This window comes from Methylicorpusculum oleiharenae, from assembly GCF_009828925.2.
Classification (GTDB): domain Bacteria; phylum Pseudomonadota; class Gammaproteobacteria; order Methylococcales; family Methylomonadaceae; genus Methylicorpusculum; species Methylicorpusculum oleiharenae.
Window position 1 is genome coordinate 3,926,415 of record NZ_WUTY02000001.1, and the last position, 22,430, is coordinate 3,948,844.

23 protein-coding genes are annotated in these 22,430 nt (G+C 48.1%); 5 read left to right on the plus strand and 18 right to left on the minus strand.

All coding sequences use genetic code 11. From position 1 onward, the window contains the following. Positions 1 to 54: 54 nt before the first annotated feature. On the minus strand, positions 55 to 3,003 hold the full coding sequence (locus tag GO003_RS17770; protein WP_231089055.1) for a type I restriction endonuclease subunit R: 2,949 nt from the start codon (positions 3,001 to 3,003) through the stop codon (positions 55 to 57). A gap of 117 nt (positions 3,004 to 3,120) precedes the next feature. Between GO003_RS17770 and GO003_RS17775 the strand changes: the two genes are divergently transcribed. After that, a protein-coding gene (locus tag GO003_RS17775) for an IS3 family transposase (RefSeq protein WP_407942121.1) occupies positions 3,121 to 4,604 on the plus strand; the annotation gives its coding sequence in 2 pieces (ribosomal slippage) (positions 3,121 to 3,532 and positions 3,532 to 4,604; 1,485 coding nt in all). Between the two features lie 46 nt (positions 4,605 to 4,650). Here the strand turns inward: GO003_RS17775 and GO003_RS17780 are convergent. The 8 genes from GO003_RS17780 to GO003_RS17815 form a co-directional block, all read right to left on the minus strand. Then, the gene (locus GO003_RS17780; protein WP_206444722.1) at positions 4,651 to 4,890 is read right to left on the minus strand and encodes a hypothetical protein; all 240 of its coding nucleotides are present in this window, start codon (positions 4,888 to 4,890) and stop codon (positions 4,651 to 4,653) included. 5 nt (positions 4,891 to 4,895) lie between these two features. Beyond that, positions 4,896 to 5,081, minus strand: a complete 186-nt coding sequence (locus tag GO003_RS17785; protein ID WP_159658007.1) for a hypothetical protein — start codon at positions 5,079 to 5,081, stop codon at positions 4,896 to 4,898. Beyond that, positions 5,068 to 5,664 carry a zeta toxin family protein gene (locus GO003_RS17790; protein WP_159658008.1) on the minus strand — a complete coding sequence of 199 codons (597 nt, stop codon included), beginning with the start codon at positions 5,662 to 5,664 and terminating at the stop codon, positions 5,068 to 5,070. Before GO003_RS17790 ends, GO003_RS17785 begins: the two co-directional genes overlap by 14 nt. After that, entirely contained in the window at positions 5,661 to 6,794 is a 1,134-nt protein-coding gene (locus GO003_RS17795; RefSeq protein WP_159658009.1) for a restriction endonuclease subunit S, read from the minus strand. The genes GO003_RS17790 and GO003_RS17795 overlap by 4 nt, the downstream gene beginning before the upstream one ends. Next, entirely contained in the window at positions 6,791 to 6,940 is a 150-nt protein-coding gene (locus GO003_RS17800) for a hypothetical protein (RefSeq protein ID WP_159658010.1), read from the minus strand. The genes GO003_RS17795 and GO003_RS17800 overlap by 4 nt, the downstream gene beginning before the upstream one ends. Continuing rightward, the gene (locus GO003_RS17805) at positions 6,937 to 7,074 is read right to left on the minus strand and encodes a hypothetical protein (RefSeq protein ID WP_206444723.1); all 138 of its coding nucleotides are present in this window, start codon (positions 7,072 to 7,074) and stop codon (positions 6,937 to 6,939) included. Before GO003_RS17805 ends, GO003_RS17800 begins: the two co-directional genes overlap by 4 nt. 594 nt (positions 7,075 to 7,668) lie before the next feature. Then, complete coding sequence (locus tag GO003_RS17810; RefSeq protein ID WP_159658011.1) at positions 7,669 to 8,001, minus strand: hypothetical protein; 333 nt, start codon at positions 7,999 to 8,001, stop codon at positions 7,669 to 7,671. Next, entirely contained in the window at positions 7,998 to 10,007 is a 2,010-nt protein-coding gene (locus tag GO003_RS17815; protein ID WP_159658012.1) for a class I SAM-dependent DNA methyltransferase, read from the minus strand. Before GO003_RS17815 ends, GO003_RS17810 begins: the two co-directional genes overlap by 4 nt. A 581-nt stretch (positions 10,008 to 10,588) precedes the next feature. On the opposite strand from GO003_RS17815, the gene GO003_RS17820 reads away from it, so the two are divergent. Next, a complete protein-coding gene (locus GO003_RS17820) occupies positions 10,589 to 11,344 on the plus strand; it encodes a hypothetical protein (RefSeq protein WP_159658013.1) in 756 nt (251 codons plus the stop codon). Between the two features lie 590 nt (positions 11,345 to 11,934). Here GO003_RS17820 and GO003_RS17825 read toward each other — a convergent pair. From GO003_RS17825 to GO003_RS17835, 3 genes are all read right to left on the minus strand, one after another. Continuing rightward, the gene (locus GO003_RS17825; protein ID WP_159658014.1) at positions 11,935 to 12,168 is read right to left on the minus strand and encodes a VF530 family protein; all 234 of its coding nucleotides are present in this window, start codon (positions 12,166 to 12,168) and stop codon (positions 11,935 to 11,937) included. Next, a complete protein-coding gene (locus GO003_RS17830; protein ID WP_159658015.1) occupies positions 12,161 to 12,442 on the minus strand; it encodes an RNA recognition motif domain-containing protein in 282 nt (93 codons plus the stop codon). The genes GO003_RS17825 and GO003_RS17830 overlap by 8 nt, the downstream gene beginning before the upstream one ends. Before the next feature lie 131 nt (positions 12,443 to 12,573). Further along, positions 12,574 to 13,263: a Crp/Fnr family transcriptional regulator gene (locus tag GO003_RS17835; RefSeq protein ID WP_206444724.1), complete on the minus strand. Its 690-nt coding sequence runs from the start codon at positions 13,261 to 13,263 to the stop codon at positions 12,574 to 12,576. 304 nt (positions 13,264 to 13,567) lie between these two features. Between GO003_RS17835 and GO003_RS17840 the strand changes: the two genes are divergently transcribed. The 3 genes from GO003_RS17840 to GO003_RS17850 all read left to right on the plus strand — a co-directional run bounded on the left by GO003_RS17840 (position 13,568) and on the right by GO003_RS17850 (position 16,081). Continuing rightward, positions 13,568 to 13,885, plus strand: a complete 318-nt coding sequence (locus tag GO003_RS17840; RefSeq protein WP_159658016.1) for a hypothetical protein — start codon at positions 13,568 to 13,570, stop codon at positions 13,883 to 13,885. Positions 13,886 to 13,967: 82 nt separating this feature from the next. Next, positions 13,968 to 14,567, plus strand: a complete 600-nt coding sequence (locus GO003_RS17845; protein WP_159658017.1) for a c-type cytochrome — start codon at positions 13,968 to 13,970, stop codon at positions 14,565 to 14,567. 2 nt (positions 14,568 to 14,569) lie between these two features. Then, positions 14,570 to 16,081: a cbb3-type cytochrome c oxidase subunit I gene (locus GO003_RS17850; protein WP_159658018.1), complete on the plus strand. Its 1,512-nt coding sequence runs from the start codon at positions 14,570 to 14,572 to the stop codon at positions 16,079 to 16,081. 183 nt (positions 16,082 to 16,264) lie between these two features. Here GO003_RS17850 and GO003_RS17855 read toward each other — a convergent pair whose 3' ends face one another. From GO003_RS17855 to GO003_RS17880, 6 genes are all read right to left on the minus strand, one after another. Further along, positions 16,265 to 17,059, minus strand: a complete 795-nt coding sequence (locus GO003_RS17855) for a hypothetical protein (protein ID WP_159658019.1) — start codon at positions 17,057 to 17,059, stop codon at positions 16,265 to 16,267. 201 nt (positions 17,060 to 17,260) lie between these two features. After that, positions 17,261 to 17,791, minus strand: a complete 531-nt coding sequence (locus tag GO003_RS17860; RefSeq protein WP_159658020.1) for a DUF4136 domain-containing protein — start codon at positions 17,789 to 17,791, stop codon at positions 17,261 to 17,263. A 756-nt stretch (positions 17,792 to 18,547) separates the two neighbouring features. Continuing rightward, a complete protein-coding gene (locus GO003_RS17865) occupies positions 18,548 to 18,973 on the minus strand; it encodes a P27 family phage terminase small subunit (protein ID WP_231089056.1) in 426 nt (141 codons plus the stop codon). 401 nt (positions 18,974 to 19,374) lie between these two features. After that, positions 19,375 to 21,603, minus strand: a complete 2,229-nt coding sequence (locus GO003_RS17870; protein ID WP_231089057.1) for a DUF3987 domain-containing protein — start codon at positions 21,601 to 21,603, stop codon at positions 19,375 to 19,377. Continuing rightward, complete coding sequence (locus tag GO003_RS17875) at positions 21,600 to 21,956, minus strand: CHC2 zinc finger domain-containing protein (protein ID WP_231089058.1); 357 nt, start codon at positions 21,954 to 21,956, stop codon at positions 21,600 to 21,602. Before GO003_RS17875 ends, GO003_RS17870 begins: the two co-directional genes overlap by 4 nt. Continuing rightward, a complete protein-coding gene (locus GO003_RS17880; RefSeq protein ID WP_231089059.1) occupies positions 21,953 to 22,282 on the minus strand; it encodes a hypothetical protein in 330 nt (109 codons plus the stop codon). Before GO003_RS17880 ends, GO003_RS17875 begins: the two co-directional genes overlap by 4 nt. Between the last annotated feature and the right edge of the window lie 148 nt (positions 22,283 to 22,430).

Genomic DNA, 22,430 nt, shown 5'->3' on the forward strand with positions numbered 1-22,430 from the left:
GGACCGCATCATTCGCGATTATTGCGGTTCCTGTCGTCACCGCATCCTACAGACTTACACGTACATACTGTTCTTATTGGCAATTAACAGATGCTTGAACACCAGCTCTGTCTTTTCGTCGACTTCCTCCGGCGCAAAGATTTCTGGAAGCCCCGTCTTCTCATTCCACAGATAATCTTTAATCTTGATTTTTATCTCGTCGCGGGTGCTTTGTTTGGCGGTAAAGTTTTGGATGCGGTCCACTTCCGCCTTCAGCGTTGTATAAAGACCCTCAGCTACTTTTTTGATTTGATCAATTTCCGCCTTATTAAGGTCTGGTTTTAACAACAAGTCGAAAAAAGCCAGAGATTCTTCAGACAAACCTTCCTTGACTGCCCGCTGCTCTTCTTCGGACAAGGCATCCACCAGCTTTAGCAGAGCTTCGAAGGTCGCTAAGATGGTCACCCTGTCTTTCTCGTTGTTGTACTCGTCGATAATGGCTTCGTAGTGTTTTTGAAAATCCGTCCGGGTTGGATTTTGCATCAGCATTTTGAGCAGCTTCCTTTCGATGATGTCTTTCAGACTCTGAACGGTCGTATTTTTGGCTGGAGAGCGCTCGAATTCTTTCCGCAAGCGTTCAAAGTCGATCTGGCTGATATCGTAAAGTTTGCTCGGCTCTTTAATGCCCTTATTGGGCACTATGCTTTGTTCGATAATGGCATGGAGCTCGCGCATGATCTCCGAAATATCGGCTTTCTCCACATCCTCCTGCAGGCTTTTATAGATGATGCTGATGGCGTCGTGTGCGGCGCGGAAGTTGTTAACGGCCTTGATCGTCAGGCAGGCCTTAAATTTCTTGAAGACTTCGCGGCAGATGATTTCAAAGCGTTTTCTGGTTTCGTCATTTTGATTGACGATTTCTTTAGCATCTATAATGGCTTTATTACGCTCAAAGCCTCGCAACTCACTGACGCTTTCCAAGCGGAAAGACTGGGCGCTCAAGAATGAGCGCACGGCTTCAATGGTTTCCGCCAAATCAGCCAAGAGTTCTTCCTCTGGCTTAACCGGGTCTAGCTCTGGCGGCGGTTCGCCATTGCCACCATCTACACCGGTATGCCCTGCAAACGTCGCCAAGGCTTTGCGCAGGTTTTTCAGAATACCGCAGTAATCCACGATCAGACCGTTGTTTTTACCCTCATACACGCGGTTAGCACGGGCAATCGCCTGCATCAGCGTGTGCGCTTTCAGCGGTTTATCCAGATATAAAGTCGATAAGGTGGGTACGTCAAAACCAGTCAGCCACATGGCACAGACAATCGCAACGCGGAACGGGTGCTCGCCTTTTTTAAAAGCGTTCTCAATATCGATTCTTTTGCCATCCGGTGTTTCAAAGCCTTCCTTGATCAGTTTCCGATGCGGGGTAATGTCCAACCCCCATTTCCGAAACTTATCGACTTCGCCCTGTTCCTCGCTGACCACCACGGCCATGATGGTTTCGCGCATCCAGTCCAGCTTGCGGGTCATGTCCATGATCGCCTGTTCATCCGCCAATGAGCGAAGCTGTTTTTCCAGTTCGGCAATCTTCACTAGCCACTTGTCATGGATGATCTGCTCCATACGCACACAAGTAACCTTATCGATGCACACCAGCATGGCTTTGCCGTTTTCCCAGCCGGTGCTGTAATGCTCCACAAAGTCTTCGGCCACTTGTTCCAAACGGCTTTGCGCAGTAATCAGATGGTAATCGCGCTTGAGCTCCCGCTCCAGGCGTTCCGCCACGTCCTGATCGTCTATCTCTAGCGCTTCCAGCTTTTCCGCGATACGCTCATTCAGTGAATGGGTCGCAATGCCCAACTTCTCACCCCGAGAGTCGTAATACAGCGGCACGGTGGCCTTATCTTCGACAGCGCGTTGAAAGTCGTAGGTCGAAACGTAATCACCGAACACGCGGCGGGTGATTTCATCGTCCTTGAACAATGGCGTACCGGTAAAGCCGATATAGCTGGCATTGGGCAGCGCATTGCGCATATTCAGCGACAACCGGCCATACTGGGTACGGTGCGCTTCGTCGGTAATCACAATGATGTCGTCGCGGTCGGAATAAGGCTTGGCGGGGTCAACATCCTTATTGAATTTCTGCACCAACGAAAAAACGTAGGCTTTATGCTGATTAAGTAAAGTTTGCAAATGTTCGCCCGACCCTGCCCGGCAAGGGTCTTGGTCGTTATCAACCAGTCCGCATCCGGCAAAAGTGTTGTAGATTTGCTTATCCAAATCCTCGCGGTCGGTACAAATCAGAAAGGTAAAATTGCCGCCGATTTTTCGGTGTATCTTGCGGGTAAAGAACGCGATGGAATACGACTTGCCCGAGCCTTGGGTGTGCCAGAATACGCCCAGCTTTCCTTGCCGTGCCTCACGGTTTTTAACGGCTTCGATGGCGCGATTGACACCCAAAAACTGGTGGTTTCGGGCCACGATTTTGACCAGTTTCCCCTTGCTTTCATCAAACAGTATGTAGTTTTCAAACAGGTCGAGAAAATCCCGTTTGTTGCACACGCCCTTGAGCAAAGTCTCCATATCCACTACGCCGGTATCATTTTCGGCCAGCCGCTTCCAATCGTTGAAGTGCTCAAATTTGCTGGAGAGTGAACCTATTTTGGCATTCACCCCATTGGCCAGGATCACAAAGGCATTATGGTGGAACAGGTGCGGAACCGTATCTTTGTAATCGGAAAAATTCTTCTCATAGGCATGGCGAATGTCTTTATGAAGGGTCTTGCACTCGATAAACATCAGCGGCAGGCCATTCACAAAGCCAACAATGTCGGCGCGGCGGCGGTAAATATCACCGCGGACCCAAAGCTCGCGCACGCACAGAAAGTGATTGTTTTCGGGGTTGTCAAAATCAAAAACTTTGAGCCGCTTTTTCTCCAGTTCGCCCTTGCCGTTGCGGTACTGAACCAACACGCCATTTTTGACCCGTTCGTACTGCTCATGGTTAATTTGCAGCGTGTTTTCCGTCACCGGCGCTTCGGTGATTTGCCGCAGTCCCCCTGTGCCAATATGACCTGAGACACCTACCCCTCGGAAATTAGAGTATAAAGGTAGGCCAGAATCATGAGCAAATCGAAAGCAGAGACCATGGAATCACCACAAGTAACTGCGCCGGAGGTCGCGTTGGAAGACGCCCGTAGGGCGGCTGAAAACGCGACCTCCGGCGCGCGGCCCGACCCAGAGGTGGTTGCCACCGCCCAGCGCCGACAATTTACCAGCAGCGACAAGCGCCGTATCCTGGAGGCCGCTGATCGCTGTACACAGCTGGGTGAGATTGGCGCTTTATTGCGCAAAGAAGGGATTTACTCCTCCCATCTGTCAACTTGGCGTAGGCAGCGCGCTGCCGATGAGCGCGCCGCGTTGGCGCCGCAAAAACGTGGGCGCAAGGCCGACCCGGCTCAGGCCGAGGATCGTCGTGTGCACCAACTTACTCAGGAAAATGAGCGTCTGCGCCGCAGACTGGCTCAGGCCAATGCCATTATTGAGGTCCAAAAAAAACTTTGCGTCTTGTTCGGTCTGCCGACGGACGAGACGCCGAGCGAGTCCTGCTGATGCAAGCCCTTAACCAGTTGGCCCCGGAGGTCGGCCTGGCGTCGGCTTGCGCGGCCCTGAATTTGAACCGCAGTTCGGTCTATCGCGAGGATGCCCGCCGGCGCCTCCTGGTGCCTGTGCCGGTAACGCGGGTGCCTCGTCCACCCGCCCCGCTGGCTTTCTCGACCAGTGAGCGACAGCAACTGCTGGCGGTGCTTAACAGCGAACGCTTCGCCGATTGCTCGCCGTATTTTGTCTATGCCACCCTGCTGGACGAGGGGCGCTACATCGGCTCGGTGCGCACCTTGTACCGCGCCCTGGAGGCGGACGGCCTGTCGGCGGAGCGCAGGCGCCAACGGATACACCCGGTCTATACCAAACCGGAACTCCTGGCCACCGCGCCCAATCAAGTCTGGAGCTGGGATATCACGAAACTCAAAGGCCCGGCCAAATGGACCTGTTTCCACCTGTATGTGATCCTGGATATTTATAGCCGCTATGTGGTCGGTTGGATGGTCGCTCCGCGGGAAACCGCCGAACTGGCCGAGCAGCTGATCGCCGAAACAGTGACCAAGCACAACATCCCGCCGCATACGCTGACGCTGCATGCCGACCGCGGTTCCAGCATGCGCAGCAAGCCGGTGGCCGCCTTGTTGGTTGATCTGGATGTCGCCAAGACCCATAGCCGGCCTTATGTCTCGGATGACAATCCCTATTCCGAGGCCCAGTTCAAAACCTTGAAATATCGGCCTGATTTCCCCGTCCGCTTCGGATGCCTTGAAGATGCCCGCAGCCATTGCCAACGCTTCTTCCAGTGGTACAACCAGTCCCATTGCCACTCGGGCATCGGTTACATGACCCCGGCCACCGTCCACTTCGACCAAGCGGCTAAGGTATACCAAGCCCGCGCCAAAACCCTGGAAACGGCTTTCCTTGCCAACCCAAAGCGATTCAAAGGACAGTGCCCCTTGCCGCCCCGCTTGCCCAACGCCGTTTGGATCAATCCGCCTAATAACACAAAGGAGAAACTTGACCCATAAATAAACAACAGTTAGACACTAAATAAAACAACTTGGTGTCTCAATGTCATTGACACATTCCGAGTGCGTCCTGATAAGCCGCATGCGGCAAACCGGGATTGAGCTTCACCAAAGCCTCGCCCAGATAGCGAGTAAGGATCACATCTTTGTCCGATAGCCGCCCCAGTGTGCTTTCAATGCCAAAGGTTTCGGAGTTAAAGGCATAGACACTGTTCCAACCGAGTTGAGTGTGCAGATAATCGGCGGCGGTGGCCTGAACCAGCGTGTCTTCGTTGAGTGGAGTCATCGGCTTCAACCTTGTTGCTTAGCGGTATTTTCTTCAACAAGAGCGATATCCGGGGCTTCGACACGCTGCACTGTATTGCCGCTGTAGCGCACGGCATATTGTCCCAGTTTTTGCTTTTTAAGTAGTGCTTCGTTAACCGCTTGCCGCATTGCGGTTAGCGCCTGTTTTGCTAAATCATCATCGAGTTTCATATTCAGCTTGCTCCAATAACCGTTTATAAGTCAGGGTGTTTTCAATCTTGATTTGCTCACCCCGCTGAGTATAAATCAACTCGGGTTCAGCACTGTTGTCAAAACACAAGGTGATGTCGCACAGCTTTCCATAATCGCTTTGGAGATTCTTAATACTGCGTGGAAAGCGGCGGCGAATATCCTCTTCGGGAATAGCATGTCCACCATGTTCTACACGCTCTTTTACCCGAGCAATCGAAAGTTCAACATCCGGTAGCCATAAATAAAACAACGCCACTTGCCAACCCTTCGCTTGCAAACGTCTGATCAGTCGTAAGTATGATTTGCCTGACAGTGTGGTTTCAAAAGCAAAGGATTCTTGCTTGCCTATATAGTGCTCAATTTCTTTCAAAAACAGGCGTGACGCCGAAATTCGTTCATGCTCCGGTGCCAGAGGCGACAAACCCGCTGCAATGGCATCGGCATTAACGAAGCTTCGGCACCCTAAAACAGAGGGTAGGTAGTGTAAGGCAAAGGTTGTTTTACCCGCGCCGTTGGGCCCAGCAATAATGGCGCACCAAGGCAGCGTGTCGGGCTTGGTCATACGGCAATCTCTCCGCTCATTAGTTTTGGAAGTAGGAGGTCGCGTGCCTTTGCTAGCGGTTCGTTGTACCTTGAAAGTACGTCACATTGTTTGAAGATCGGCGCAACGCTTTCTTCAAAGTCGGAAATAAGTGTTTCTGTGGGTATAAGAATTTCCTTACTGTATGCGAAGTCTCTGTTCAAGCCGGGAACTGCTACATCCGTACTTATAAATACGGTATGTAAGAGTGCATAATAAATAAAATAATTGCTCTCATCCGCACTTACGAAATATACGGTGTCGATGGGGAAGAAATCTAAATGCGACCAGAAAATACTTCCTACATTTCCTTTTCTACCGACGATCATACCTGGGCCTTTTACAAGTGGTTTGTTGTGAGTTCCTACAACGCCACTAGAGCCATAAACTGGGATATTGCCCGGAATGCGGTATTCCGCCTTTAATGCTTTCCCATAGTTTAGAGTCAGCAACTTTCTTAGAGGCTTCTTTTTCCACCCCTCCGGCACACCATCTATGATTTTGACATGCTCATGGCCGGGGAAGCGGAAGCGCACAAACCATTCCTTATAAAGCTGCCGAGCCGATTCCTCTAACAATTTAATTCGACGTTTATTGTTTTCGATGAGGTCGTCGTAAGCAGAAAGAGTTTCCCCAATTCTTTCCTGAATACGAAGGTCAGGAACTGGAATTAAAAGATTTTCACAATCTCCAACGCGAGCATGTTCAACAGTAGCTCCGAAGCCTTTTGATTTTATGCGTCCTTGAACCAAGGGTGATTGGAGAACATAGGCTAGATATTCTGAATTAAGTCTTTCGGGATCAGCCCTGTACATAAAGAGTCTCTGACCAAGAAACACAGTATTATCTGATGTGAGCCTTCCAATATCACCCAAAGGTGCTTCTCTTGTTAAGATGACATCCCCTTTTTGTGGGATACCTCTTCTAGTCCATTTCAGAAAAGTTTCTTCAGTAACAAAACGTGTGTTTTCAGCATCAACGAATCCTCCTCGAACATTTGTGGTTCGTAACATCCTGTAAGGTGTTTCATAATCTACTACGTGCGCTGTTTTGTTAACACAATCTACAGCCAATAAACAAACATCCTTAATTGGTACTTCAGGCCACTTCATACCCCCAACTCCTCAAAATTCTTCTGGATTTGGGCGGCGAGTATTGCGGCTTCTTCGTTCAAGCCTTTCAGTTCGATATGAATATCCCACAAGGTTTTTTCTAAATCCTTCCGTCTCAACATCACACGACCTCCCCATTCACTCATTCGATTTTGTCATTGATCAGATTAATGATGACCTTAACTATCGTGGTCATTTCTTCCGGCTTGCTCTCGGCAATCAGTAAGGTAAACGCCACCAGGGCATTGTCGGCAATGTGCTTGTTGCCATACTCAAACAAATGGCTTTTAATTTTACTTTGTCAAATTTGTTCACTAGCCCGTCATACCCGCCGGGAAGCGGGTATCCAGTGCCATGGATGGTAAACTTCGATCCATCCATGGAGTCTGGTTTCCGGCAATCCATGCCGGAATGACGAGAATTTAACACATTAGGATGAAAGGCGTCGTCCAACACGCTTAACGCATCAGGGTTAACGCATTAAAATAATCAATATCAATATGTTATCTGGTTGCTTAGAACGCATAATCAATTTGGCTTAACTTAGGGCGTCCCTCCCTGGGGCCCGTTAGGCCGCGCCGAGCACTGGCGATTTTGCCGAGAATTGCCCGCTAGGGGAGCGGCAGGGATGCCGCTCGTTTTCGGAGGGCGAGGGATAGCCCATCCGAAAACCCTCGGTAAAATCGTCAGCGCGCAGGATGCAGCGGCCTCCGGGTGTCTTTTCTTTTGGATACTTTTCTTTGGACAAGCAAAGAAAAGTATCGCGGTTGTCGGTCCGCGAACCGACTCCACTTAAGCGTCGCGATAGCGACACAAAGCCTTTTTAGGCTTCAAAAAAACCAAATCTTATAGTTAATCCGGATAAAGGAATAGTTTAACTATCTGATTTTCTATGGTGTTTTAATGCGTTTGCCCTGCTTAACGCATGACTGTATTGCGAATGACTTGCCATCGGAGGCAGTTGTCCGGAATTTCCGGACAACTGCCGGTTCCAAGAGTTCGCCTTCCTTAAAAATGTTGCGAAGATGCTCGGAAACCGTGCGCTTATTTTTATCGAATAAAGCGCACATTTGTGCTTGTGACAGCCGACGGTCTCATCAACGACATTAACTTCGACCTGTGCAAATCCGTCTTCGCTTTGGTAGATCGCGATCTGTTGGCTTTCGCATTCTTCCACCGCAGCCGATTTCCCAAAACTATCGCTCATATCCCCAACTCCTCAAAATTCTTCTGGATTTGGGCGGCGAGTATTGCGGCTTCTTCATTCAAGCCTTTCAGTTCGATATGAATGTCCCGCAAGGTTTCTTCAAAGTCGAAGTCTTCGTCCTCGATCTCTGGCGCGACGCCGACATAACGCCCCGGCGTGAGGCTCCAGTCGTTGGCTTTGATTTCAGCAATATCAACCAGCTTTACCAAGCCTTCCACATCACGAAGCTCGGCATCGGGGAAGCGCTCTTGCAGCCAGTGGGCTTGTTTGAAGACAGTGCGAACTTGCTTGAGCTGTTCGACGGCGGCTTTGCGCTGTTCTTCCAGGTCTTTGATCAGTTTAGTGAGGCCTTTTTCACCACTGTCCTTGGCTTGTTTTTCACCAAACTTAAAGAGTTGATCGATCTGCTTGATCAGATCGCGGCTGGTTTCAGCGATAGGCTCTAACGCTTTCGCTGCGGCAAGCAACCCGGCATTGTCTTTTGCCGCGGGTTCCCAAGCCTTATTTTCGATTTCAATCGTGCTTGCAAATGCTGTGATGTCATTCCCTAGCAGCGTAAACGCTGTGCAGGTTTCTGAATCGACGGCAGCTAATTTGCCCATCAACCCATCCAGCCCAGCGACAAATTCAGCCATCGGCTGTTGGGCGGCCTTGGCATCGTCGAGTGTGCGTTGCAGATGATTTTCCACCAAAGCCAAAAATCGATCTTGCTGGCCATGATAAAGCCAGACGATGGATGTAAGGTTGGCCAGTTGTTCGGGGGAAAAGTCGTAAATCTTGCGCGTGACCTTGCGATAAACATTCCGTGCGTCCAGCATCAACACTTTGTCTTTCAGTTGTGCGGGTTTGTTTTTATCGAAAAACCACAGCTCGCAGGGCACGGACCGCGTATAGAAGAAGTTGGAGCGGATAGAGACCATGGCGCTGACATGCCCGCTTTCTATCAGCTTGCGCCGGACTTCCGCTTCTTGTCCTCCGGCGCTGGAGGCTTGCGAGGACATGACGAAACCGGCGCGGCCTGTTTGATTCAAATAGCTGTAGAAATAGGAAATCCAAAGATAGTTACCGTTGGATACCGCGCCTTTTTTATTGACGCCGGGCAAGCCAAACGGCAGGCGGGGATCGTTTTTGATTTTCTCTGCATCCACGTCATCGACGTTGAACGGCGGATTGGCCATCACAAAATCGGCTTTACCGAGAAAGTCGTGCGGGTCTTCGTAATAGCTGATGGCTTTGAGGATTTTGCCTTCCAGTCCATGCACGGCCAAGTTCATTTTGGCCAGGCGGATGGTGGTCGGGTTCTTTTCTGCACCGTAGAAGGTGACCACGTCTTGCGGGTTAAGGTGCATGCGTTCAATAAAATGCGCACTTTGCACGAACATGCCGCCGGAACCGCAAGCGGAATCGATGACCGAGCCATGATCCGGCTCGATAAAGTTGACGATCATTTGCACCAGCGAAACGGGGGTGAAAAATTCGCCGCCATCATGCGCGCTCTGGTTGGCAAACTGGGTCAGAAAATATTCGTAGATACGGCCAAAAATATCGCCGGTTGTTTTTTTCAGTGCCGGATCGTTGAAAGTGCGCAGCAGATTGCCAATCACATCATTGTCCAGCTCTTGATATTCGCTTTTGGGCAAGATGCCTTTTAGGGTTTCATAGTCGGCCTCGATGGCTTCCATTGCATCGATAATGGCTTGGGCTCTATCTTCGGCGTCGGTCAGATTAACCAGCGTATCGAATTGCGCCTTTTCCTGAAGGAAAATGGCCCCTTTACTGGAAAAGTCTTCTTTGGTGAGCGGTCTGGTAACGCCGCCACGGGAGGGTAAAGTGGCTTCGATGTCCGGTTTGACAGCCAGATAACGGCTGTAAGCATGACGGAGGAAAATCAGCCCCATAACGGGCATGAAATACTCGTTGCTGGCATAGTTGCTGTTCGCTCTTAAGTTGTCCGCGCTGCTCCAGAGACGTTTTTCAATTGCTTCGATGATTTCTCGTTGTGCCATTTGGCATCTACTCCGTTGCCTGGTTCTTTTTATCTTCTATCCTGCATTCACTATCTAAGGCGGTTTTTAGCCTGTTTTTATACACTGGGATCCAATCCATAGACGATCGATTCAATGCTTTTATCGCCGCTTTTATGATTGTGATCAAGGCTTGCTCTTGGGTTGCGACATTATAGCGGGCCAGCATTTTATTGACCCTATAAAGTTTAAGAGGCGGCAACTACGTTGACATTTATCGGATCCGCTAATCGGACCTACGCGGGCTAATGATGAATAGCAAATTGTAGGATGTGGTGAGGAACGAACCGCATCTTTCGCGATTGATGCGGTTCCTATTGTCACCGTACCCTATGGACTTTCATTTCCCTTTCTCACGGACAACGGCAATCTATCAACTGATTCGGAAAATCGGGTAATATGTCTTCAGACTCTAAAGGATTACAAATCTATATCAGCTTAATTGGTAGAAAACGAGCAATCGAACACCGATAGCATGCCGGTTTTAATGAAAATGCCTTTTTAATTTAATTGCCAAACCTAACTGTTCTTTATTCTTCATCTCTCTCGAAAAGTGGAATTTCATGTCTAAACCTTTTAAAGCTTTAATTTTAGCTGCCATGGTCGGCGGCCTGGTAACGCTGACTGGATGTATTGTCACTCCCGACGGCAATCAGCAATATTATAACGATAACACTGCCCAGAATCAGACCCAGCACTTGAATTCTCAAAAGGATGCCGTCAATGCAGAAGAGGCGGATAGAGGTTGTGCCGATGCGAAAGTGGGCTCTTATGATCGTAGTGGCAATGCTGGATCCGGTTATGAAGAAGGCTGGCAAGCCTGTAACAATAATAAGCACCATAACAACCAACTATCAAAAAATTCTAAAGACAAGGAATGGAACCGCGGTTGTGCCGATGCGGAAGCAGCTAGCTACGACCGTAGCGGCAACGCCGGTGCGGCATACGAAGAAGGCTGGCATTCTTGTGATAAACATGCAAAACAACAAAATTTCAACCGTGGCGACAAAGAATGGAATCGCGGTTGCTCAGATGCTAAAAATGGCAATTATGACCGGAGTGGTAATGCAGGCCCAACTTACGAGGAAGGTTGGCAAGCTTGCAATAAAAAGAACCCGTCTGGATATACACCAGCGGGTGGCGTTGAGGCCGCGAAACAAATCTGCCTGAATAAATTGGGCGACTCAGCCCATATCCAGACCATTTCAGCTCTAAAGCCAGGATTTTGGGAAATTATTATGATCTCTACTTCGGGCCGTAAAGTGGCATGCACAGCCGATACTGCCGCCGGTAATGTCGCGGATTGGGTGGAAATGTAATCCCTTTGTACAAGTGGTATGGGCGATCCGACGAATGGTGGCTATCTAAGGGGTGGATCGCCTGATCGTACTTTTCGACAAGCCGGCATTTGACAATGCTTAGCTTTAATTCGCAAAATAATTACGCTTTTATTTTCGAGTACCCAAATTCCAGTTTGGGTACTCAGACCTACGCAGGCTAAACCAATCATCAAGGTCAACTTTTTAGGATGTGGTGGGGAACGAACCGCATCTTTCGCGATTGATGCGGTTCCTATCGTCACCGCATCCTACTCACTTGGGCTGCATGAATTATCGACAGGGTCTGCATAAACGGTGGCAAACTTTTTAATAAAACACTGTTCGCGTTAGGCAGCGGCGTCATCCCGGCAGGAATTGCCGGAGCCGTTAGACCGCGTAAGCGAATTCAGTGCACAAGGACGTGCTACAGCCTTTGCCATCCATGGCTTCTGGGTTCCTGCAATCCCTGCCTGAACGACGGCAACTATTAAGGCAAACATGGTTCTCTGACAAGCCTGGACAACCTTATAAAAACTGGGAAACTTCAGATTTATAATCAAGTCAGTTTTTTTGATTTTGTGCCCTCCCCTTCAACTTTTATCCTGCGTCCACTCGGTGTTGACAAACAGCGACTCCACTTTTTGTCTTGCCCAAGGCGTCTTGCGCAAAAACGTGAGGCTGGATGCAACGCTTGGATTACTGGTGAAACATTTGATGTTGATTAGACTGCCTAATTCTTCCCAGCCGTAATGCTCGACCAAGCGGGTAACGACCCTTTCCAGAGTAACGCCGTGCAGTGGATCGGTAATCTCGGACTTAGGCATTGGACGGGGATTTTCCAGGTTTGCTGTCATCCTTTTTGGGCTCGGCTTTTTTAACGCGTATCTTGTTACCGGCGACATTTTTGCCGTTAAGAACAAGAACGGCCGCTTTGGCTTCACCCGGATTAGGCATTTCAACATAGCCAAACCCTTTGGACAAATGGGTTTCTTTATCTTTAACCAGGGTACAAGATTGGACTTTACCGTGAGCCTGGAACATGACCAGCAGTTCGGCTTCTGTTGTGGAACGTGCAAGATTGCGGATTAATAATTTCATGTATTCAATTCGTTAGGGTGGAGAGCTGCACTATACAGTTTCTGAATCAATCATTCACTTCTAATGATACGACCTGAATCGATTCAAAACAGCTCACTGATGTTATTAAGAACTGCTGCGTCGACCCCCTGCTATTCGTTGAGTGTGATGACCTTGCGTAAGCCTTGATGATCGAGTACTTCTACCGTTTTACCGTTGACGCTAATCAGTTGCTGCCTTATCAACTGCTGAAGTATGCGTGAAAATGTTTCAGGCCTTACGGACAGCCGGGAAGCCAGCACCTGTTTAGGCGTGTCCCATTCAAGGGTATAGCGATCCGGCTGGCCGGGTGGTGCTGATTGTAACAAAAACTGAATCACGCGAACGCTGGCGTTTTGTAAGGTCAACTGATCAATTTCCTTGATGGCGTTGTGCAAGCGCCGACTCATATCACCGAGCATGTGCAAACAGAGCTCATTGGATTCCTGTAAAAACCCCAGAAATACACTCATGTCGATCATCCATAATTGACTGTCGCGAACCGTTTTTGCGCCGACCGGGAATTGATTATGTTTAAAAAACATAACCGCTTCTGCAAACGTTTGACCCGCTTGAATAAGATCAATGACTTTTTCTTCGCCCGCGGGTGATAACCGGTACAGTTGAACCAACCCCTGCTGTAACCAAAAAAAATGGCGGGCGACATCGCCACAATGAAATAAATGCTCACCTTCTTTAACTTCAAGCAGACGAGCCGTCTCCCGAATTTGTTCAAATTGTTCATCGTTTAATCCGGCAAATAAAAAATTACGCCGTAAATCATTCAGACCTTGTTCATTCATTTGAAACTCACTTGATTTAGATCAAGGACAATGTAACCGCAGGGCCGTTATTCTGACAATTAAAAGATGGTCAGCCTTAATCAGAGGCCTAGCAAAGTGATGCTGGATTGGTTGAAGATACTGTTCGCGTTAGTCGTTGAAAGGGCGTCAACGCCGTCATTAAGAAGTACGTACGTATTAGTACGCATAGTTTTTTCAAATTGACTTCTTATAATCAACCGAACGGTGCAAAACCATTTCAACAAGCCGCAAAAAATCGAATCCACTTCCTAACCATGGCTCAGGCCGGGAGATTCATCCAGTGATGCTCGAACCTGTTGCACTTAAAGATTTTTTTATTACTTTTTTTTCATCGGCCCTGGTCATTCTGGCGGGAGCGAGTTACGCCCTGCTCTATGCCTGGTCGCATCTTTCACAAAAAAGGACTTACAGACTCTTGTCCTATCTTGCGTATGCCGTATTAGTGATTGCCGTCGTGGTGTTAAGTCGGGCAGCCAATTTTTCAGGGTATTGGTTACTGATTTCAGTAGCGATGCTCGTGGGTTATTTTTTTGCACCGATCGGCATTTGGCATCTTTGCATTAAAACGCACCCGTCTGAACAAGCACCGGCCGATCGATAACTATTTAGCCCAGCAAAAACGTGTTTGTTAGCAACCGCCTTAATACCTTCACCACCAATCTAACCCTACAGGAGAACATCCGATGACTGAAACCCCACCCCTTTGGGCCTCAGAGTCATTCTGGAAAAAAACGGCCATCTGGGTCACTGCAGGATCATTTTTGATTCTGGTTGTTTTGACCTTTGATTCTTTAAGTCAAACTACGGCCGGCAGCAAGCGTGTGCCCGGCTATGCCGTAATCAATAAGAAAATTGATTACCGCTTTGATAAAGCGGTTAACAAGTTTATGCCGGTCATAGGCGATGATGAGTTGCTGTTCGGTCAAGCCTTGTCTGAAGAGGACGCCAAAGCCTTGGTCGACTTGGGCAAAAAAACCGTGCAATCCAAAAACTGCATGAACTGTCACACCTTGTTGGGCAACGGGGCTTACTATGCACCCGATCTGACCAAAGCCTGGCTGGATCAGGGCTGGGTATCGCCAGAACTGCGCGAGGACCTCATGGTCAAGTTTCTGATGGATCCCGAAAAAAACGCCAGGACCTTCGGCAGTAACCGGAAAATGCCGAATCTTAAAATTACCGAAACGGAAGCAAAAGGCATCGTGGCCTTTTTAAAGTGGATGTCCAGCATCGACACCAACGGCTTTCCATATAACTTTAAAACCATTGAAGCAGAGGAGTGATCATGAGCACAGAAGGATCAGAAGCGGTCATTCAACATACCTCGGGGTGGCTTGATAAAGCACGTACCCAATGGCAGAATTTCAATACCTGGCTGGAACTGGACAGCAGTCATTTAAGCCCGGGCAGGCAGCTATCGGTCAAATACTTTACCGTGGCCGTCATCCTGTTTTTTGCGCAAATCCTATTTGGATTACTGGCGGCAACACAATTTCTAGCACCTGGATTTTTGTACGAAATTTTGGATTTCAGCGTCAACCGGATGGTGCATATCAATGCCATGGTGGTATGGATGCTCTATGGTTTTATAGGCTGTGTCTACTGGCTGCTGGAAGAAGAAAGCGGCACCGAGATCGTCGGATTAAAACTCGGCAATATCGCATTTTGGGTACTCACCTCAGCCGTCACGCTGGTTGTCCTGGTTTATTTGCTGGTACAGATCGGTCCCGGCAAAGATTCCAGTCTCTGGCTGATCAACGAGGGCCGCGAGTACATTGAAGCACCAAGATGGGCTGATATCGGCATCGTCGTCGTTATTTTGATCTTTTTCTATAACGTGGTGGCAACTTTCAGCAAAGGCAAATGGTCCGGCATCGCCGGGGTATTGACCCTGGACTTGATTGCGCTGGCCGGTCTTTATGTCGCGGGCATGTTTTATATGACCAACATTACTCATGACCAGTACTGGTGGTGGTGGGTTATTCACTTATGGGTTGAAGCAACCTGGGAAGTGCTGGTTGGCGTTATCATGGCCTGGTCGTTGATGAAGCTGTTGGGCGTAAAGCGCAAGATTGTCGAGATCTGGCTCTATATTGAAGTCGCATTGATGTTCGGCTCCGGTATTCTCGGACTGGGGCATCATTATTTCTGGATAGGCACGCCGGAATACTGGCTGACCATAGGCGGCTTTTTCTCAGCGCTGGAACCGATTCCTCTGGTGGCAATGGTCGTCCATGCGCTTTATGACGCCGGTACGCATTCGTTTAAAAACAGCAATCATCCTGCGGTTGCCTGGATCATAGCCCAAGCGTTCGGAAATTTTTTCGGTGCCGGTGTCTGGGGTTTCATGCATACCCTGCCGCAAATCAATTTGTATACGCACGGAACACAATGGTCCGCATCGCATGGCCATCTGGCATTTTTTGGTGCGTATGCAACGATCAATATCGCTTTTTTCTATCTGGCAATCCAGCATTGGCGGGGTAATGTCTGGATGGGCGGCGGCATGGTCAATAACTGGCGCTGGAAATGGGCGTTAGGCTTGTTAAACGCCGGCGTACTGGGCATGACGATTGCGTTATTGATTGCAGGCTATGAACAATCGTTTATCGAACGTGCAGTGGGCGGTTCGACATGGGGCGGTTACTTCGATGCTCAAAATCATCCTGCGTTTGTCAGTGCAATGGCGTGGCGGTTATTTTTCGGACTGGTCACCGCAGCAGGCTTTGTTCTGCTGGTCTGGGATTTGATGACCATAGGCAAAACGGAAACCCGGAAAGCCCAAGTCATTGAGTAAAGACTAAGGAAGATTTTTTAACTGAAGTTTCCCGGTTTTTATAGGGATAGCCAGGCTTATTAGTTTGCTTTAATAGTTGCCGTCGTTCCGGCAGAGCCTGCCCCGGTCGGGGAATGCCGGGGCACGCTCTGCCGGAGTGACGCTTCTGTCAAACGATCAACGCCTCATGCTAACAGTGACTTATTAATTGCCATGCCGGTCTCTGCCGAATTTTAATATCAGCGGCGTACCTTGATTATGGATGGTCATTTGTTTGCGCGGTTCTTTTTCGACACGGATATTTTTAACCGGTTCAGCGGTTTTAGGTAACGGCTCCTCTACCTCTAACGGTGTTTCAACTTCAATCAGCACATCGGGTGCCCAGCCTGGTTTAATGGTTTGCTTGCTTTGTTCATCCGGTGTGGTCACGTTGATCTTGTTGATATTGAGTTCTTTGAGCTGATTAAGACAAGTGGTACTGACCCAGTCAATCAACTTGTCTGATGTCATGCTCAGCTCAGTGCCGCTCCAACCCGATGCTGCGCTGAATTCCATCGTATAAGTATCAAGCAGCTCGCCATTGCCGATGGCAATTAAAGAGCAGCTTACCGGTACGATCTTGGCTTTTTGAAAATCCAAGGCTCGAGGATCTGAATTTCCGGATGAGAAAGAAAAACCGGTCGGTGTCGAGCTTTTTTTGATTTCACCGACACTGCCTTCCAATCGGTGCGTCGCCTGCGAACCCGAGATTTCGCTTACCGAATAGCCCCAAGTTGATAAATTGGCAGATACTTGTGCTGCGATGGCTTGATTGTCACTTTCAGAAATATCCTCAGTGACTGAATTGCGCTGTAAGGCAAAGACCATGCCCTTGACTGAAGCCGCATCAAATGTGACCGGTTTGCTTGAAGAAAATCCCGTACAACTGATCGTCAATGCTGCTATCACCGTACTTAAAAAACCGGCTTTGACAATTTGAACGTGGAATGAAGAAATCATGAAGTTAACCTCTTAAACAGTAAAGTCTACTTTACGCTGACGCCGGATTTATCCCTATACGTCATTTAACGCATTGTCCAAAACGTTGTTTACAGGTAAGAAAATCAGTCTCGACAAAGGAGTTCGTCGTGACGAATGGTCTGAAAATAAGACGACCGATGCCTGATCGGCCGTCCATTGAAATCTTAAACCGGGCAGTGCTTAATCTTTCGGCAGTTTTTTAAACATTTCTGTAACGGCATAATCCAGACGTTTACGTAACGTATCTTCGCTTGGATTTTCGGTCAGATCACTGCTTGCTTCACCCACCCAGATCGCGTATTCGGTTTTTGCGTCAATTAGAGCAACCACCAGTGACGCACCAGGGACTTTTTTAAGAATATTCTTTTTGGTTTTCGGATCGGTTTTCAATTTCATCGCTTCCATATCAACGCCCATAAAATAGATGACGGCTAAATCAGGGTTTTCCGCGTGGTTAACCAGACCACGTTTACGCAATTCACGGTCAATAAGGAATTTTATGTCTTCAGCGACATTCATTTTCGGCGGTTGCCATTTGTTTTCCGGATCGTCTAAAACGGCTACATCACCGATCCAGGCATAACTTTTATAACCACTGAATTTTACCGTTTCGTCGACTTCAGCACTGACGTTGATACCTGATGTAACAGAGGTGCATCCGGACAGTACCAGCAGAAAAGCAAACATTGCGAGAAGAGAGATTTTTTTCATTATTATGTTCCAAATTAATAGGCGAGTTTTGAAAGGTTTACAGCCTTTCAGTACTCAATGTCTGGTATATACTTCGCGCGACCACATTTGAGGTTTTCTGACGCGCTCTTTTGTCCGATAGCGGCGTTACCTACATGGATGTAGGTAAGGAGCGTGAGCAGGGAACGGAAGCTTTGCGAAAACAGTTACAGAGCTTGCAATGCGCCTGTTTCCGCGCCTTGCTCTCGACTGCCAGTTCCCGACGCAGTCTACCGCTTACATCCCTGTAAGCGTCAAACAAAATAGCCTTGTCATATAAGCCGCAAACATGACCGCGCGAAGTATAGGTATAACCAGAAGGACTAAAACAACCATTCACTATTGAACAACAGCGCATGAGTTGCTGATTAACAGGTAACTGGGTCTTAATTTAATTTTAACGATTAAGCTGATATTGCTGAGCAAGGCATTAACAGTCCCATGAAGTCAATAAACCGTAAATTATCACAACAAATAACAATAGATAATTCAATACTTTGTCTATTTTGTTAGTTGTGGTTTGCTGTTAATAATTGCCCTTATTTTCTGGCAAGTGTCCCGCCAGTGTCCCATGGGACACTAAAGTTTTGAAAAAATGTTATGCGGGGTAGTGCTTCATTTGGTTGACAATCGCCTATTACATTAATCATGCCAGCCTGTAGGCCTTGATATTATTAGGTTTTAGCGTCTTGGCATGGTTTATAGCTAGGGAATTGATTGTTTACTAAATATTGCACATCACAGCGCCTCAAAAGCCGCATCTTCAGCGTCATATTGCTCAATCTGCTTGATACCTGCCGCACCTCTCGGACTCAATCCAAACTTGTTACTTAATGTCACAAATTGCCGGTGTGCTTCGTTGTGAAGTTGCGCCAATGGGTGAGGCTTTAATAAATCGCCGTTTCTGCCGCCCTCGGTTTTGAAAGTCCAACCCTCAGCATCAAGTTGTTGTCTGAATTTCAAAAGCCTGGGCCGCAATTCGCACAGCTCGCCAAAGAGTTCTGCATAGTCTCCATTTAACCGGCCACTTGCAACGCAACCCGGTGCCCACTTATCCCAAATCTTTGACGCATCACCTGTTAGCCAATCCGGTTTAATGCGCTCGGATGTCAAGGCGTCATCGTCACTAAATGATTGATAGGGTGTTTTCTTTGATGTAGTCATTTTTTATCTCTCGGTTTGTTGTTAAAAATCTATTGGGTTTTTTCCCCTAAACGCATAAGCCGCGTGGAAAGAGTTTCGGGCGTGGTCAGGATAAAACAACTCTTTGATTTTTTACCCTGGTAGGGGGGGTATAGCCCCTGTCATTCTCAAATCGGACACGCGTGTCCGTTTTTAATCTTTCCATCGTGTAACGATTTAATCTTGTTCCGTTCTGCTTTCAATTCAGTAAAAAATTTCCCTGGAATTGCTAGAGTGCCAACCTACTAAACCTACAAAAATAATTCTGTAGTTTTTGTAGGTTCATGCTCTAGGGATTTACAGGAAAAAATATCGTTCTCTCATTCTGCTATTCAGTAAAAAATTTTCCCTGGAATGTGCCTAGTAGCAACCCGCTAAAATGGCTAAAATAATTTAGCGGTTTTAGCTGGTTCATACTCTAGGGTTTTACGGGGAAAAACGGGGTGAATATGATATTCCGGTAAAGGGGGCCGCCCTCTGCTTCCTGTCATCGGTTTGCGTATCACCACTAACCAATTTTCTTCAATCAAAACATTACAAGCCGCCTCGATTTCCTCTTTATCCTTCAGCCCATGCCAGCCTTTGTCATAAACATGTTTCCGGGTAAACGGACTAGGCAAGGCTTTTGCCCGTATCTTTTCAGCCAGCCTTAAAGCCGCTTCATGCTCGGGACTTTGAGCCATGGCATAAACTCGCCGCGCGTGACTTTCCAGATACTTGCACCATTCAGCCGCCAGCAATGCCGCCCGCTCTGTAACCGGGCCGGGGGCTTTGCCGTCTGCAACCTCAACCAGATGGAATATAACGGCAAGGCTAGGCATCAAAGAACCGTACTTTCCAAGGTGTTCAATCATTACCGGGTGTTCATCGCCTCGAATCTTTACGGTTTGCAATTCAGTCAGCCAGCTATTGAAAACAGCTTGCCCGGCATCGTCGAATCTAAAAAATGGCCGGTCGTCATCGTCCCCTTGATTAGCTCCATATCTGGTAAAATCAATTTCAGCCAATACTTTAAAAATGTCATAAACTCGATTCTTTGCGGCATTGTCTGGCTTGGTGTCTACCAGCTCCCAGGTTTCAGGTTCATCAGGCCAGACGGCTAACTGTAGGCGTTGAACTAAGCCATCGTTAAGCCCCTTCATTGCTTGATATAAATAAATCTTTAGCTTATCCGGCTGTATGCCTCCCAGTAACGATATGCAAACGTTTGGACAGTCAGTTAAGCCCCTGCCGATTTTGTTATCGGTATAACTGCCATATCCATTAAATCCCGTCATGAAGTAGGTTCTTTCGTCCGAATGTTCTTCCCGCTCCCATCGTGCAAGTAAGCCGGTGAGTTCATCCCGGAAAAACAGTAAGCCCCTCGGGTTTTGGTTCTGTAAAACAGTCATTGACTGTATGCTGGTTTCATTCGTCTTGAATTGCCGCCTAACTGGTTCGGGTGGTGTTTTTTCTTTCAGGCTTAGGTAATCCGCTTCCAGTTTTGCCATTTCTTCATCCGAAATAACGCCGTCTTTTTTCGTGCCCTTTGCCGCCTTGCTGGTTCTGGCTTTAATATCCTCTTCAACGGCTTTGTATTTAATGTGCTCAAATTCCATAGCCGCAATACCTTGCTCGAATTGCTTCGAATAATCAGCTTGCAAACGTTCCAGGAACTGCATAGGTTCTTTCATGCTAGGCGATTTCAAGACAACCGAAGGCCTGCCGATACATGCCCCCCATAGATTCGGGACAACCTCCCAACTATCGAAGCGTTTCGGCTTGATAGAACAACCCGCGCCAATGAGCGAGCCAATAACCGTAACAAGGCTAATCGCCGCAAAGTCAGCCGGTGATTGCATACGATGACTAACATCAGCCAGCCAAGGCCGGAAAGGTTCCGGCATTATTTCAAGCCGGAACGCATCAACCGGGGGCGTGTTGCTTTCAATTTCGCCCGGAGTTTCCCAGATAAAGCCGGTGTTATCAGCTTTGTCAGTCATGGCCCATTCTTCAGGAACGGGTTCAGCCTTTTTCAGCTCGGCTTTGAAGTCAGTAAGCGCCCATGCTTTTTCGGTGTCAGGGAATGGTTGCAAGCCGTCCCAATCGGGGGAAAACTCTTGTAACCAGTCCACCACGTCACCGCCTTCAGGTAAGTCGGAAAGCCTAAGCAGTTTAACCTCTGGGGACTCTTCCAAGCGCATCAGGGCCGCGTAAACGTCCCGGGCATAGTGTTGCCCTGGTTCGTCGTTATCAGGCAAAATAAACACGGTTTTAAAGCTGTTTAACGGCTGCCAGCTAGACTTTAAAGCCGATTGAGAACCGCCCAAACTGGTAACCGCGCAAACGCCTAAGCTATGCAGGGCCGCCGCTGGTTTTTCACCTTCACAAATAAAAACAGCCTTGTTTTTTGGGTGAGCTGCTAACTTATCCAAGCCAAACAAGGGCCGCGGGTTTAACTCGATACCGGCCGCAAAACCGGAGCCGTTCCGCTTAAAATAGGGAATGATTTCTTTTTTATCGCTGCCGTTCTGGTATCGGCCAACAATCCCTAAAAGTTCGCCGTCCTGGTTAAGATAATTCCAGCTCGCCTTTAATGGCTTTCCTTCAAACGTTCGGGGTATCGTGTTCATGTAAGCCCCCAATCATTAGCCAGCTTTTCCAGCGAATCAGTAAAACTTAACCCGTAACGGTTCATTGTGAAGGCGATAATATCCCCGCCAGCCGCACCACAAGCAAAACACTTATAACCGCCAGTCTCAAGGCTAACGTGAAAACTACCCTGCCTTGTATCGCTATGAAAGGGACATAATCCCCCATTATTCCAGCCGGGCCGCTTGAACTTTGCCCCTGGTAATTCATGGCGGTAAAAGTCTATTGGCTTTAAATTTTGTTTGATATAATCAGGCCGCCGATTGATTTTGTTTTGATATATGCCGTTCCGGGTTTCGCTCGCCCGGTTCGGTTTTCGTTTTAAATAGCTCATTCGCCCGCCTCAAATTTCTGAACCGCATGAATGAAGTTAGTGACTCGTTCAGCTCCTAATTCAGCCTTAGCCAATCTTAAAACATCCTTTTCAATTGAATAACGCGCGTAAGTTGCTTTACGGCCCTTATCATTTGTTGGTGAAGTTTCTTTAATTGCCTCAACCTGCCAGCCATGCCGGTTCCGAAGATTCAAGATATAACCTGAAAGTCTGTAGCTTGCTGTTTCGCTAAAAAAGTCCCTATGCGTAAATTTTTTTCCCTGTAATAGTCGCATCAATGCGCGGCCTGTTAATGTGTTGGTTTTAGGGAATGACGGCGCTCTCATTTTGAACCGCCGTTATTCCGTTCAACACATGCGAAAAATTCAGTCTCATCAATCAGAACGCGTTTACCAACCCGCTTAAACGCAGTTTTGAACCCGTTTGTTTTTTCGTTGAATATTAAGTGACGTAAGCCGCCGATTGGGGGCCATG

What these genes read in the sequence shown, in the direction of transcription:
- GO003_RS17780 (WP_206444722.1), bottom strand. Translation starts at nt 4,890, where the DNA reads ATGACTCCACTCAACGAAGACACGCTGGTTCAGGCCACCGCCGCCGAT.
- GO003_RS17785 (WP_159658007.1), bottom strand. Translation starts at nt 5,081, where the DNA reads ATGAAACTCGATGATGATTTAGCAAAACAGGCGCTAACCGCAATGCGG.
- GO003_RS17790 (WP_159658008.1), bottom strand. Translation starts at nt 5,664, where the DNA reads ATGACCAAGCCCGACACGCTGCCTTGGTGCGCCATTATTGCTGGGCCC.
- GO003_RS17795 (WP_159658009.1), bottom strand. Translation starts at nt 6,794, where the DNA reads ATGAAGTGGCCTGAAGTACCAATTAAGGATGTTTGTTTATTGGCTGTA.
- GO003_RS17800 (WP_159658010.1), bottom strand. Translation starts at nt 6,940, where the DNA reads ATGAGTGAATGGGGAGGTCGTGTGATGTTGAGACGGAAGGATTTAGAA.
- GO003_RS17810 (WP_159658011.1), bottom strand. Translation starts at nt 8,001, where the DNA reads ATGAGCGATAGTTTTGGGAAATCGGCTGCGGTGGAAGAATGCGAAAGC.
- GO003_RS17815 (WP_159658012.1), bottom strand. Translation starts at nt 10,007, where the DNA reads ATGGCACAACGAGAAATCATCGAAGCAATTGAAAAACGTCTCTGGAGC.
- GO003_RS17820 (WP_159658013.1), top strand. Translation starts at nt 10,589, where the DNA reads ATGTCTAAACCTTTTAAAGCTTTAATTTTAGCTGCCATGGTCGGCGGC.
- GO003_RS17825 (WP_159658014.1), bottom strand. Translation starts at nt 12,168, where the DNA reads ATGCCTAAGTCCGAGATTACCGATCCACTGCACGGCGTTACTCTGGAA.
- GO003_RS17830 (WP_159658015.1), bottom strand. Translation starts at nt 12,442, where the DNA reads ATGAAATTATTAATCCGCAATCTTGCACGTTCCACAACAGAAGCCGAA.
- GO003_RS17835 (WP_206444724.1), bottom strand. Translation starts at nt 13,263, where the DNA reads ATGAATGAACAAGGTCTGAATGATTTACGGCGTAATTTTTTATTTGCC.
- GO003_RS17840 (WP_159658016.1), top strand. Translation starts at nt 13,568, where the DNA reads ATGCTCGAACCTGTTGCACTTAAAGATTTTTTTATTACTTTTTTTTCA.
- GO003_RS17845 (WP_159658017.1), top strand. Translation starts at nt 13,968, where the DNA reads ATGACTGAAACCCCACCCCTTTGGGCCTCAGAGTCATTCTGGAAAAAA.
- GO003_RS17850 (WP_159658018.1), top strand. Translation starts at nt 14,570, where the DNA reads ATGAGCACAGAAGGATCAGAAGCGGTCATTCAACATACCTCGGGGTGG.
- GO003_RS17855 (WP_159658019.1), bottom strand. Translation starts at nt 17,059, where the DNA reads ATGATTTCTTCATTCCACGTTCAAATTGTCAAAGCCGGTTTTTTAAGT.
- GO003_RS17860 (WP_159658020.1), bottom strand. Translation starts at nt 17,791, where the DNA reads ATGAAAAAAATCTCTCTTCTCGCAATGTTTGCTTTTCTGCTGGTACTG.
- GO003_RS17865 (WP_231089056.1), bottom strand. Translation starts at nt 18,973, where the DNA reads ATGACTACATCAAAGAAAACACCCTATCAATCATTTAGTGACGATGAC.
- GO003_RS17870 (WP_231089057.1), bottom strand. Translation starts at nt 21,603, where the DNA reads ATGAACACGATACCCCGAACGTTTGAAGGAAAGCCATTAAAGGCGAGC.
- GO003_RS17875 (WP_231089058.1), bottom strand. Translation starts at nt 21,956, where the DNA reads ATGAGCTATTTAAAACGAAAACCGAACCGGGCGAGCGAAACCCGGAAC.
- GO003_RS17880 (WP_231089059.1), bottom strand. Translation starts at nt 22,282, where the DNA reads ATGAGAGCGCCGTCATTCCCTAAAACCAACACATTAACAGGCCGCGCA.